Here is a 13,034-nt window from a genome sequence, read left to right as displayed (position 1 = left end):
GGCCCGATGGTTACCCCGGTGCCCCCGGCACCCCTGGCGCGCCGGGTGGCCCCAGGCCGCGACGGCGGCGGCGGCGCCGCCGCTGGACCATGGTCGTCTTCGGCGTCATCGTCGTGCTCATCCTGCTCGTGATCGGTGACCGGGTGGCGCTGGCGGTCGCCGAGAACGACATGGCCGACCAGTTCGTCTCGAACGGGCTTCCAGTCAAGCCGTCGGTGACGATCGAAGGCTTCCCGTTCCTCACCCAGCTCGCCGCGCGCGACCTCCGCAAGGTCGACATCTCCGCGAGCAACATCCCGGCCGGCCCGGTGACGATCACCAGCGCGACTGGCACGCTCAACGGGCTGCACTTCAACTCGTCCTTCAACAGCGCGACCGTCGATCACATGACCGTGACGATCTTCGTGTCGTTCGCCGCGCTCGCCGGGGCGGGCGGCCTTGGCAACGTGGCCAACCTGACGATCACCCCCGCGGGGCCGAACCTGCTGAAGATCACCGGCAGTCTCGGCGGGGTGCTCAGCGACACAGAGGAAGCGAAGATCACGCAGTCCGGCCCGCAGCAGATCAGCGTCCAGGCGGTCAACAACGGCGGCGCGCTGAGTGGCGTGCTGAGTCAATTCGGCAGCTATACCTTCAACCTCCCGAAGGGGGTCCCGGCCAGCCTGCGCATCACCGGCCTGACCCTCAACGCGCAGGGCCTGACCGCGACAGCGGCCGCCGATAACGCGAAACTCAGCCAATCCTCAGCCTAAAACCCGCCGGCCCCCGTTATTCGCGATTACGCGGGCTTTTGTGTGCACTAACGACCAAAAGTCATCATCAGGAAATATTCAGCAACGGGTTCTGCCTCGTTGCGCGCGACGCGGGCAGTCCTCTGGGGCCGGTATAAACGATGGTGCACCGGAGCCAGGGAACCGAGGTAGACGTGTACCCGAACCAACCACGATCACAGGGCGGCTGGCCGGACCAGCCCCCTCAGTACTCCGGACGACCCGGTGATGACGAGGCCAGATTCGGGCCTGGCCAGCGCCAGGAGGTGCGGCCTCTCCCGCCCCGCAGGCGGCGCCGCAGGGGCTGGATCGGGCTGCTCATCGTGCTCGTCGTGCTCGCGGTGCTCTTCGTCATCGGCGACCAGGTGGCCAAGGCGTACGCGCAGAACACGATCGCCAGCAAGATTGAGTCGTCGTCGGGGATGTCCGCGAAGCCGTCGGTCAGCATCGAGGGCTTCCCGTTCCTGACCCAGGTCGCCGCGCACGACGTCGGGGTAATCGACATCAGCGCGAGCAATGTCCCTGCGGGCAAGTTCGACATCAGCAGCGTCAAGGCCAAGGCGACCGGGGTGCACCTCAACTCGTCCTTCAGCGGCGCGACGGTCGACCAGATCAACGGCACCGCGCTCATCACGTTCGCGTCGCTCGAGCAGGGCCTCGGCCTGCAGGGTGTCGCATCGATCAGCGCGGACCCGGCCGACGGGCCTAACGCGGTGAAGCTGAGCGCCGGCGCCATCGGCTCTGTCACGGGCAAGGTCGACCTGACCGCGCCGAACGAGGTCACTATCCAGATGGGCTCCCTCAGCGGCCTCGCCTCGCTGCTCAACGGCGTGCTGCCGCTCCAGACCCAGACCATCCAGATCCCGGCGCTGCCCATGGGGCTGGTGGTCCGCAGCGTTTCAGTGACCAGTCAGGGCATCGTGGCGACCGCCTCGGCGCAGCACACCACGCTGACCCAGTAGCCTCACGGGACCGGGGGCAGCGCCGCGCGGATCTTCTCCGCGTACTGCTCGGCCGGATGTTCGGCGTCGTACCGCTGCCGGGGGCCCAGCCAGAACCGCAGTCCGTCCTTGAAGTTGCGCGGTATCACGTGCAGGTGCAGATGCGGCACGGACTGGCTGACCACGTTGTTCACGAGTATCATCGACCCCGCCGCGCCAAGCCCGTCCTCAACGCCCCGCTCCAGCCGCTGCGCGGTCATCAGGAACTCGCCGGCGAGCTCAGCCGGCAGGTCGGACAGCAGCCTCATGTGGTCCTTGGGCACCAGCAGCGTATGCCCGAGGAACAGCGGCCGGTGATCCAGGAACGCGAGCAGGCTGCCGGTCTCCAGAACCCTGACGGCTGGCGTCTCCCCCCGGATGATGGCGCAGAACGCGCAGTTCGCCACGGTGGGGGCCATGAGCCCGCAGTCTACTGGCCCTGGGAGGAGCGGAGATGACCCTGATTTAGCCCCAGAACGCCCGGCAGCCACCACTAAACTGTGGCATTGTGGTCGACACATGCACTAAGGGGAAGATATCGGAACTCCTCGTTGAACCAGCGCTCGTTGGCCCATAATTGGCAAGAGCGCACCGTGCACCAATCTTCAGGAGTCGCCCGTGACACCCGGCAAAAGGGGAGGCCGTAAGGCAGCGCCGGTAGTAGTCGACATGAACTCGAACTCGTCGGTACGAACCCTGATCCTCGGAATAGATCGTTCCGGCCGGATCGTCCAGCACGACCGGACTGCTCCGAAGATTCTGGCATGTTCCGCGGGCAACCTGCTCGGAGTTCACCTCAGCGACATCACCACAAGCGATGCGGTCAGCACACTGCTCGATGCCGTGAAGTCGGACCGGGAAGGAAACGCCGTCCTGACGGTCGGGCTCGCCAACGGCGGTACGGCCGACGCGGTCGTCACCGCCAAGCCGATGCAGACCGGTGACAGCAACGTGGCGGCCTTCGTCATCCTGCAGATGCCGGTGCCCAGCGCCGAGCGCTTCGTGGATCCCGCCGTCATCCGCGACATGCTGCTGCGCGACACGTTCGCCGGCATCGACGACACGCTGGACTTCAGCGACCTCGCGGAAAAGCTGATGGCCCGGCTGGTACCCGCCTTCTGCACCTCGGCCGAGCTGCTGGTGCTCGAGCGCATCGTCGGGGACAACGAGATCCCCGACGACGGTCCCGACGGGACCGCCGCGCTACGGCGCCTGTCCGTCGTGAACGACCAGCAGAATCTCGCCTGGCTCGCCGCCTTCCCGATCGGCGAGATCCTCAGGTACCCGGAGGCGTCGCCCTACGCGCGCTGCCTCGCGTCGGGCCAGCCGGTGCTCGAGCAGGCGCTCACCGCGGACGCGGCGCGCAAGCTGGCCAGGGTCTGGCGGCGCAAGCCGGTCGCCAGCCTGCTGTCCGACGTGTCGATGCTGCTGCTGCCCATCGTGGGCAAGGACGCCACACTCGGGTTCTTCTACTGCGTCAGGCAGGCCGGCACCCGCCGCTTCGACCGGTACGACATGGACATGGGCATGGAGTTCGCCTCTCGCGCCGCCGTGTTCTTCGACAACGCGGGCCGGTACAAGCGGGAGCACGCCACCGCGCTGATGCTGCAACGCTCCATGCTGCCCACCGGGCTGTCCGCGCCGTCGTCCGTCGAGGTCAAGCACCGGTACCTGCCGGGCAGCCAGCTCGTCGAGGTCGGCGGCGACTGGTACGAGTCGATCAAGCTTCCCGGGGCGCGCGTCGCCCTGGTGATCGGCGACGTGGCCGGGCACGGGGTGCGGGCCGCGGTCACTATGGGCCGACTGCGCACCGCCATCCAGACCCTCGCGATGCTCGAACTGCCGCCCGCCGAGTCGCTGCAGCAACTCGACGAGCTCATGCAGACGATCGGCGCTCGCGAGCCGCACTTCGCGACCTGCGCGTACGCGGTCTACGACGCGGTGACCGGGGAGTGCGAGCTCGCCGTGGCAGGCCACCTGCCGCCGCTCGTCGTGCACCCGGACGGCCGCAGCGAGCTGCTCGAGGTCGTCCCTTCGCCGCCGCTCGGCGTGGGCGAAGGGACGATCGAGACCAAGCGGTTCACCGTCGAGGACGGCAGCCTGTTCGTGCTGTACACCGACGGCCTGGTGGAGAGCAGGGACAGAGACATCACTGAAGGGCTCGACCGGCTGCAGAGCGCGTTCGGCCCCGGCTCGCCAGAGGCCGACCTCGAGGACCTGTGCAAGACCTCCCTGGACGGTGTCTACTCCGACGCGCAGCGCGACGACATCGCGGTGCTCATCGCCAAGCTGCGCCGCATTCCGGAAGAGAACCGGCACTCCTGGACGCTGGAACCCGAGTTCTCCTCGGTGCGGATGGCGCGGTCCATGATCAGGGACCCGCTGAAGCGCTGGGGTCTCGAAGACCTGATCCCCGTTACGGAACTGCTGGTCTCCGAGCTGGTCACCAACGCGATCAAGTACGCCAAGGGCGAGATCCTGCTGCGGCTGATCCTGGAGTCCGGCAGCCTGGCCTGTGAGGTGCACGACTCCTCGCCGGCCCTCCCCCGGGTGCTGCAGGTGGACAGGGACGCGGAAAACGGGCGCGGGCTGCACGTCGTGTCGCAGCTCGCCACCCGCTGGGGGGCGCGGCGCACCCACACGGGCAAGGTCGTGTGGTGCGAGCAGACGCTCTCTGCGACCATGATTGCGGCGCTGAGCGCCGCGGACGAGATCGCCGCCGAGATCGACGAGCCGATCCCGGTACCGGTCCCCTGACGAGAGACACCACGGGCCCGTTCAGGCTCTGCTAGCCCGGGGGGACGACCCCCCCGGAACCCCCCGCTGCATGCCCGATCTTGCGATCGTATCGGGCATGCGACGGCGCAGTCCGATCCCGAACGGGTCCGTTCCATTGCCTCTTACTCCACGGTCACGCTCTTGGCGAGGTTGCGCGGCTTGTCGATGTCGCGGCCCAGCTTGGCGGCGGCGTGGTAGGCGAGGATCTGCAGCGGGACGTTCAGCAGGATCGGCTCGAGCTCCGGTTCGGCCCGCGGCACGCGGATGGTGGCGTCGGCCAGCCCCTCAGGGATGTCGGTGCTCGTCAGCGCGATGACGGGACCGCCGCGCGCCTTGATCTGCTCGATCGTGGACAGGTTCTTGGCGACCAGGTCGTCGCTCGGGATGATCACCACGCTCGGCATCTCGCGGGCGATGAGCGCCAGCGGGCCGTGCTTCAGCTCGCCGGCCTGGTAGGCCTCGGCGTGCACGTAGGAGATCTCCTTGAGCTTCTGCGCCCCCTCGCGGGCCACCGGCCAGCCGCGGACCCGGCCGATGAAGAACATGTGGTCGGCGGCCGCGTACTGGTGCGCGATCGTCGCGATGTCATCTTCGGCGTTGAGCATCCTGCTGACCTGTTCCGGCAGGTTCCGCAGGCCGTTGACGACGCGCTGGCCGTTCGCGGCGGACATGTCGCGGACCCGGCCGAGGAGCAGGGCGAGCAGCGCGAAGTTGACGGCCATGTTCGTGAGGGCCTTCGTTGAGGCGACCGCCACCTCCGGGCCGGCGTGCAGGAAGATCCCGTGCCCGCACTCGCGCCCGATCGCGCTGCCGACGACGTTGACCGCGCCGATGACCTGGCCGCCCTTGCGCTTGAGCTCCTGCACGGCCATCAGCGTGTCGATCGTCTCCCCCGACTGGCTGACCGCGACGTACAGCGTGTCCGGGTCCACGACGGGGCTCCGGTAGCGGAACTCGCTGGCCGGCTCGGCGTCGGCGGGGATGCGGGCCAGCTCCTCGACCAGCGCCGCGCCCATCTGGCCGGCGTAGTAGGCGGACCCGCAGCCGAGGAACTTGACGTTCTTGATGTTCCGCAACTGGCGGGCGTCCAGGTTGATGCCGCCGAGCCGCGCCGTGGCGAAACGGTCGTCCAGGCGGCCTCGCAGCGCGCGGCGCAGCGCGTCGGGCTGCTCGTGGATCTCCTTGCGCATGTAGTCGCTGTACTCGCCGAGCTCGTAGTCGCCGGCGTCGGCGTCCACGGTGGTCGGCGTCTTGTTGTCGCTGTTATCGGTGCCGGTCAGCGTCTTGGTGTGGTAGGCGCTCGCCGTTATCGTGGCGATCTCGCCGTCCTCCAGGTAGATCACCTGCCGGGTGTAGCGGACCAGGGCGGACACGTCGGAGGCGACGAACATCTCGTTCTCGCCCAGGCCGAGCACGATCGGGCTGCCGTTGCGGGCGACCACAAGCTGGTCAGGGTTCTTGATGTCGAGGACGACCAGGCCGTAGGCGCCCTCGACGCGGTGCAGCGTGCGGATGACGGCGTCCTCGAGCGTCACGTCCTCGCGCTCCGCCAGCTCGGCGGCGATCATGTGCGCGAGCGCCTCGGTGTCGGTGTCGGTGACGAGCCGCACGCCGCTGGCCTGCAGCTGGTCCCTGAGCTGTTCGGCGTTCTCGATGATGCCGTTGTGCACGATCGCCACGCGGGCGGCGGTGTCGGTGTGCGGGTGGGCGTTGGTCTCGTTCGGCTCACCGTGGGTGGCCCAGCGAGTGTGCCCGATGCCGATGGTGGACTTGGCTGTCTGCCCGCTGAGCTTGTCCCGCAGATCCTGGACGCGGCCCGCCGTCTTGGTGACCCGCAGCCGGCCCCGGTGCATGACCGCGAGGCCCGCCGAGTCGTAGCCCCGGTACTCCAGCCGGTGCAGCCCCTCGATCAGGACCGGCGTCGCGTCGCGTTTCCCCACATACCCAACGATCCCGCACACGTTGCGTTCCCCTCTTCCTTGGCCGGTCCTCGCCCCATCGCGGGACCGGCTTTGTCCTTGCCAGCCGCCCGAGTTCCCCTCCGGCTGTTGGTCAGCCGTATACCATGCGCCTCAGCTGGCGTTCGGTGAGCTCCGGGGCCCCGAAGCTGCGGGCGCCCAGTTCGGCCGCGAGCAGCGGCCAGATCTCGTCGTTTTTCCAGTTCTTGTCTTTGAGCTCGGCGTGCCGCCGCCTGACGTACGCCTCGACGGTCTCGCTGAAGTAGGCGTTGACGTCCGCCACCACCCGGGTCGCGGTCGCCTCCGACAGCCCGGTAGACGCCGCGACGTGGCGGACCAAATCCTCCGGGTATGTCTCGTTCACTAGCGTCCCCTGGCTTGCCGGTGCTTTCCTGCCCGATTCCGGGCAGGAAAGCTCGCGTTCTTGCCGCTTGCGGCGTCAGTTTACCCCTAAGTGGGATCGGTGACGCGTGTTTGGGGCGATAAGCGCGAGGCTGTGCAGGACGCCGTCCCATGGGAACAAAACGTTCAGGACTGCCCAAGAGTTCCGTTCCGGCCAGCGCGGCCCCAAGCCGCGCCTCATCAAGGGCGCGACTGGGCGGAAGATTAGTGCCCGCCTGGGCGGGAGTTGCGGCCGACCGCCACTAGTGGGCGGGGAGCGGTGGCGGCCGGCCGCGAGGGTGGGCACCGTGCGCTGTGGCGTGGTGCACTGTTGAAGAAACGCCAGCCACGCGTCAGGCGTTACGGCTGTGGTCGGCCCGGCGCGCCTGATCCGCGCCTAATCCGCGGCTTCGGGAAGCTCCCTGGGGCCACGGGCGCCGAACCGGCGCTCGATGCCGAACGCCCGCCATACGAACACCGCGACCGCCCACGTCGCCGCGAACAGGCCGACGATGAGGAAGCCGAGCGTGTTGATGTTCAGCCCTTCGACCCAGGTCCAGAACGGGCCGCCGAGGCTGAACTCCTGGCCCATGAGGCCCGCCAGCTCTACGGTCCCGATCATCAACGCGACCGCGACGGACAGCGCGGTGATCGCGATGTTGTAGTAGACCTTGCGTACCGGGTTGGAGAACGCCCACCCGTAGGCGAAGTTCATGAACGAGCCGTCGATCGTGTCGAGCAGCGACATCCCGGCCGCGAACAGCACCGGCAGGCACAAGATCGCGTACCAGGGCAGCCCGCTGGCCGCGCCGGTCCCGGCCAGCACGAGGAACGCGACCTCGGTCGCGGTGTCGAAGCCGAGCCCGAACAGCAGGCCGACGCCGTACATCTGGCGGGGCCGGCGTATGGAACGCATCAGCTTGCCGAAGATCCTGTTGAGGAAGCCGCGCTCGTTCAGATGACTCTCGAGGGTTTTCTCGTCGAAGCGACCCCGCCGCAGATCCCTGAACACCTTGAGAATGCCCATGAGCACGACAATGTTGATCGCGGCGATGAGGTAGAGGAAGACGCCGGACACGCCGGTGCCGACGACGGTGGTGAGCTGGTGCAGGCCGGACGAGCCGTTGCGCACCGGTCCGGTGAGCGCGCGGATACCGAGCGCCAGCAGCAGGCTGAGCAGGAAGACGATGCTCGAATGGCCGAGGGAGAAGAAGAACCCGACGGACAGCGGGCGCTTGCCGTCGGCCATCAGCTTCCGCGTGGTGTTGTCGATGGCACTGATGTGGTCGGCGTCGAACGCGTGCCTGGCGCCGAGCGTGTAGGCGGTGAGGCCGATCCCGGCGCCGAACGTCTGCGTGCCGATGCTGTAGTGCCCGGGGACCACGATCGCCAGCAAGGTGACCCAGCCAACGACGTGCAGGCCGATGACCGTCGCGGTCATGCCACCCGCCTGCGCCCACTCCCGCGGCGTTAGCTGTCCTTTGATGCCGCGTATCCGAGCCGGGTTCACCTACCCAACGTTACGGCGCACGATGTTGTTATTGCAAGTTGTTCGCAATAACGTCCCCTGCGCGCCTGGCGGTAAGCTGCACGGGCGTCCGTTTGTGCAGATGCAATGGCAGCCCCATGGCGTGCCTTAGTGGATACGCAGAGTAACCTCGATAGGCGTAAAGAAGCGCCGGTGGGGTCGACCCGGACATCTCCCGTGCGGTGGCCGCCGAACTCGGCGTCGAGGCCCATGTTGCTCTCCGCGGCGTGGGTGGCGATCCGGTTCCTGCCGGTTTGCTTGGCGTGGTACAGCGCCGAGTCCGCGGCGGCGAGCAGGTCGGTCAGCTCCCGGGTTTCGCCCGGTTCCATGGCCGTCACGCCGATGGAGATCGTCAGGCTGACGGTCGGCGCGTTCGGACGGTCGCTGACAGGGACCTGCATGCTGGCGACGTGAGAGCGCAGCCGTTCGGCGATGCCGCACGCGTCGGCCTCGCTGGTCTGGGGCAGCAGCAGCACGAACTCCTCGCCGCCGAACCTGCCCGCGCGGTCGTAGTCGCGCAGCTGGCTCGTAAGGGCCTGCGCGAGGGACTTGAGGACCCTGTCGCCGACCAGGTGGCCGTAGGTGTCGTTGACCGCCTTGAAGTGGTCGATGTCGACCAGCGCCATCGCGAGCGGCGACTGTGTTCGCCTTGCCCTGGACAGCTCGACCTCCGCTTCCGCCTCCCAGGTGGACACGTTGAGCAGGCCGGTCTTGGAATCGACGCGCGACTGGGCAACGAGCAGCGGGAAGACGAGGAACCTGCGGACGAGCAGCACGGTCGGCATCGCGATGAGCACCAGGGCCGGGCTGAGGCCCACGGCGAGCGCGATCAGTACCCCGAGGTCAATTTCGACGAACAGGCCCTGCATCGACTCGCGGTTCAGGTCGAGCCGCAGGATCCGCACGCTGGGGTCGGACATCTTCACCGCGACGGCGATCAGGTAGTGGTGCCCCCTGTTGCCGAGAATCTCGCAGGCGGCGACCGCCAGGCACCAGGTGAAGGCGTGGGTGCCGGAACCGACGCTGGTGCCCGCGAACGACGCGGGAATCGAGTGGAATACCCACGATGCCGCCGCGTAGCTCAGACCCATCGCCGCGGCCGTGAACACCCTTCGGTAAACAACTCCGCGGTGCACCACGAGCTGCAGCACCGCCATAAACGGAATCGGCACCACGAGGGCGTAGATGGGCGGCAGCAGGATGGCGGTCGGGAGCACCCATATCGAGCAGAAATCCATCGTGACGCCGCCGCCGCTCGTATACGCGGATCGCGGTGTGCACGCGGACGAAATCGACCCGCAGCCCACCAGGAGGGCGAACAGCAGAAGGTCGGACGAACGCCAGTCGGTGCGCATGGCCAGGATGACCGCAACGGCTACCCATACGGCGATCGTCGTGGCCACATACCAGCGCAACAGCGGGGGCAGTTGCCACCAAGGCCAGTCGCGTACCATCACCCACCTCTTGAGGCGGCTGGTAGGGGACGAGGCTGGCATGCTCCACCGTTCCGTACGCGACACCTGTTACTGCCTTCTAGTAGCAGCTCACCGTAAATGACTAGCTGCGTATAGCTACCATAACCCATCTTGCCAGGCGAGGTAACTATTGCCGCGAGAATCATGAACAACGAGTGACAAGCCGGTGCTTAATGGTGCCTATCGGCGATGGCGCGGAGGCGAATTTGCGCCATAGGCGATGAAGTGGGCGCGGGGAGAACAAGAGCGTCTGCTGTTAGGCACGAGGAGGAATGGTGCGAAATACTCATTGGTACTGATGTTGCTGATGTTCCACTCCGCAGCAACACTGACCTCACTGAAAGGAAGAGGCACCATGCGTGACACCTGGACCTGAGCCCAGACGGGCCGCAGTAACCAGCAGTAAGCCGTACTACCGAGAACGAGCCGCATGGACGGGTGCTTGCCTGGCAAGCGAGGCTTGACGGCCGAGATGCCTCGCAGAGTGGCGGCCGACGGCGGGCGACATGTCCCGCCAGCGGAGCGCTAGACCGCAGGCCATGAGGGCACCCAGCCCCCCGCAAAGAGCGATGACTGTCGAGGGCGGTACCACCTCGGCGGCAGCGCCAGCCGCCAAGAAGGCGAGCCCCTGGCCCACCACCAGACCCGCGTTGGCCAGGCCGAATGCTTGAGCCCGCCGTTCGTTCGGCAGCCGCTCGACGAACGCGGTGTTCGCAGCGATCTGATACATCGCGAACGTGTTCGACAGTGCGAAGATCGCCATCGACACGATCAGGCCCGGACGCAGGGCCACCACCAGCAGCACCGCGCAGGCGCAAACCGCCATCGGGCCCATCCACCGCAGCCGCGTCAGCGGTCCGATCTGCCTTGTGAAAATCGGCGTCGCCACCGCGGCCCCGACCTGAGAGGCCGCGATCAGCAGGCCGGCCGCAACCGGGCCGCCGCCTAGCCTCCCCGCATAGGGCGCGGCGAGTCCCTCGGGGATCTCGTAGAAGGCGGCCAGCCAGCCGAGCATCAGCAGGGTGCGCAGCGCCCTGTCCCCGAACACGACCCGGACGCCTGCCCTCAGCTGGAGCAGCGGATTCGGCCCTGCCTGCGCCGCCGCGGCGGGCCTGGCCCGGACGCCGAGCTGCAGCACCGCCGCGGAGACCACGAACGTGGCGGCGTCGATGCCCAGGGCGGCCCGCGCCCCGACGAACGCCACCACCAGCCCGCCCGCGACGGCGCCCACCACGATCATCAGGCGGAACGTCGACTGGAGCACCGCCGCCGCCAGCGCGTAGCGCTCGCCCTGGACCACGTCACGCAAGATCGCCGACCGCGCGGCGTCGAACGGCGACTCGATGGCCGTCACCGCGTACAACAGGACGACCAGCGCGACCAGCGGCATCCCCGGCAGCAGCATCGCCCCCAGCAGCAGGGCACGCAGCAGGTCGCAGACGACCATGACCTCGCGGCGCGGGAAACGGTCGGCGATCCCGGACAGGAACAGCGCGCCCACTAGATAAGGCAGCGTCCCCGCCGCGAAGGCCACCGCGGCCAGCAACGGCGAGTGCGTCCTGTCATAGACAAGGAGCGTCAGGGCGACGAGGGCGAGCCGGTCGCCGACCGCGGACAGGACGTAAGCGGCCCAGAGGGCGCGGAATTCACGCACTGCGAAGACGTCATGGAAGGTGGCGCGTCGTGCCGGCGGAGTGCTCACGGCGACCCTCTCTCATGCCGGCGGACGCGTGAACAGCCACGCGAGCGGAGCCCGGGCCGGCAGTGCTTACCATCGTTTCAGAGATGGCCACGCTTCGCGGCTAAACCGTCACATGTGGTACACGGCTGATCAAATTGATTATTGATGACTACGGAGGCGTGACTACCGGCAGTCAGCGGCGCGCAACACCAGGCGAAGTTACGCATCGTTCGCACCAGATCACAATGAGCACTTTCCCGGCAACGTGCCCGCCGTTAAGCTAACCGTAACCGGCTGATCACAGGCAGGTGGGTGGTCATGAACACGGCAGGGGTCCGCGAGCCACCGGGGCTGTGGCTGCGCGGGCAGCGGATCGCTGCCGGGCTGACCCAGGAGGACCTGGCCGAGCGGTCCGGGGTCAGCGTGCGGACCATCGCGGACATGGAGCGGGGACGGACCCGCCGGCCGTACCCGAGTTCGGTGCGGGCGCTGATCCGCGCGCTCGGGCTGCCGGAGGCGACGGGGACGGAGCTGGTCGCGCGATACCGGGCGCCTGGTGACGAGCCGGCCCTGGCGGCCCTATCGGCCGCGGCGGAGACTGCGGAGACTGCGGAGGAGACGGCGGAGCCCGCCATCCCCAGGCAGCTGCCCACCGCCGTGCCGTACTTCGCCGGCCGGACCAGCGAACTGCGGCTGCTCGACGCCATGCTCAGCGACGCCGGCCGGGGCAGCACAGGCGTCGTGATCTCCGCGATCGGCGGTACGGCGGGCGTGGGAAAAACCGCTCTTGCGCTCAACTGGGCCCACCGGGTCGCGCCGAACTTCCCAGACGGGCAGCTCTACGCCAACCTGCGCGGCTTCGACCCCGCGGGCAGCCCCGCCGAGCCCGCCGACGTGCTGCGCGGGTTCCTCGATGCATTCCAGGTGCACCCGGAACGGTTCCCGGCCACCACCGAGGGGCTCGCGGCGCTGTACCGCAGCCTGCTGGCCGACAGGACGATGCTCGTGCTGCTCGACAACGCCGCGGACGTCGCCCAGGTGCGCCCGCTGCTGCCCGCGTCGCCGCGCTGTCTCGTGATCGTCACCAGCCGCCGTGAGCTGTCCGCGCTCGCGGCGGCCGAAGGCGCCCGGCTGCTCAGCCTGGACGTGCTGCCGGAACGAGAGGCGATCGAACTGCTCGCCGCGCGGCTCGGGACGGACCGGGCGGACGCGGAGCCGGACGCCATCACCCAGCTGGCCACGCTCTGCGCCCGGCTGCCGCTCGCGCTGTCCGTGATCGTCGCCCGTGCCGCCGCGGCGCCGAACCTGCCGCTGGCCGCGCTGGTCACCGAGCTCACCGAGCTCCAGGGCCGCCTCGACGCGCTGGACGTCGGCGACCCGGCCGCCAACGTTCGCACCGTGTTCTCGCTGTCCTACCGGCACCTGCCGGAGGCCGCCGCGCGGATGTTCCGGCTGCTCGGGCTGCACCCCGGGCCCGACATCA

General features: G+C 68.3%; 10 protein-coding genes. 4 read left to right on the top strand and 6 right to left on the bottom strand.

The window, feature by feature from the left end; translation table 11 throughout:
• Both WA805_RS10105 and WA805_RS10100 read left to right on the top strand, forming a co-directional pair.
• Window positions 1-752, top strand: a 752-nt coding sequence (locus tag WA805_RS10105) for a DUF2993 domain-containing protein (protein WP_425242210.1), incomplete at its 5' end; no start/stop codon positions are given.
• A 284-nt stretch (window positions 753-1,036) separates the two neighbouring features.
• Entirely contained in the window at window positions 1,037-1,732 is a 696-nt protein-coding gene (locus WA805_RS10100) for a DUF2993 domain-containing protein (RefSeq protein WP_422274070.1), read from the top strand.
• A gap of 2 nt (window positions 1,733-1,734) precedes the next feature.
• On the opposite strand, the gene WA805_RS10095 is transcribed toward WA805_RS10100, so the two are convergent.
• The gene (locus WA805_RS10095; protein WP_422274072.1) at window positions 1,735-2,169 is read right to left on the bottom strand and encodes an HIT family protein; all 435 of its coding nucleotides are present in this window, start codon (window positions 2,167-2,169) and stop codon (window positions 1,735-1,737) included.
• A gap of 199 nt (window positions 2,170-2,368) precedes the next feature.
• On the opposite strand from WA805_RS10095, the gene WA805_RS10090 reads away from it, so the two are divergent.
• Entirely contained in the window at window positions 2,369-4,507 is a 2,139-nt protein-coding gene (locus tag WA805_RS10090) for a SpoIIE family protein phosphatase (RefSeq protein WP_424564508.1), read from the top strand.
• 143 nt (window positions 4,508-4,650) lie between these two features.
• On the opposite strand, the gene glmS is transcribed toward WA805_RS10090, so the two are convergent.
• The 5 genes from glmS to WA805_RS10065 all read right to left on the bottom strand — a co-directional run bounded on the left by glmS (window position 4,651) and on the right by WA805_RS10065 (window position 11,572).
• Entirely contained in the window at window positions 4,651-6,489 is a 1,839-nt protein-coding gene (glmS, locus tag WA805_RS10085; RefSeq protein ID WP_425238758.1) for a glutamine--fructose-6-phosphate transaminase (isomerizing), read from the bottom strand.
• Between the two features lie 91 nt (window positions 6,490-6,580).
• Window positions 6,581-6,850 (bottom strand): hypothetical protein, encoded by a 270-nt coding sequence (locus tag WA805_RS10080; protein WP_422284824.1) that lies wholly within the window; start codon window positions 6,848-6,850, stop codon window positions 6,581-6,583.
• 414 nt (window positions 6,851-7,264) lie between these two features.
• Complete coding sequence (locus WA805_RS10075; RefSeq protein ID WP_422280474.1) at window positions 7,265-8,308, bottom strand: HoxN/HupN/NixA family nickel/cobalt transporter; 1,044 nt, start codon at window positions 8,306-8,308, stop codon at window positions 7,265-7,267.
• A 65-nt stretch (window positions 8,309-8,373) separates the two neighbouring features.
• Entirely contained in the window at window positions 8,374-9,849 is a 1,476-nt protein-coding gene (locus WA805_RS10070; protein WP_422280472.1) for a diguanylate cyclase, read from the bottom strand.
• 433 nt (window positions 9,850-10,282) lie between these two features.
• Window positions 10,283-11,572 carry an MFS transporter gene (locus WA805_RS10065; RefSeq protein WP_422323053.1) on the bottom strand — a complete coding sequence of 430 codons (1,290 nt, stop codon included), beginning with the start codon at window positions 11,570-11,572 and terminating at the stop codon, window positions 10,283-10,285.
• A 297-nt stretch (window positions 11,573-11,869) separates the two neighbouring features.
• On the opposite strand from WA805_RS10065, the gene WA805_RS10060 reads away from it, so the two are divergent.
• The coding region (locus WA805_RS10060) for a helix-turn-helix domain-containing protein (RefSeq protein ID WP_425242209.1) at window positions 11,870-13,034 on the top strand (1,165 nt) is incomplete at its 3' end.

The sequence above is a fragment of the Trebonia sp. genome (assembly GCF_049794275.1).
GTDB lineage: Bacteria > Actinomycetota > Actinomycetes > Streptosporangiales > Streptosporangiaceae > Trebonia.
Note: the sequence above shows the minus strand (reverse complement) of the source record. Positions and strands in the feature narration are given on the sequence as shown.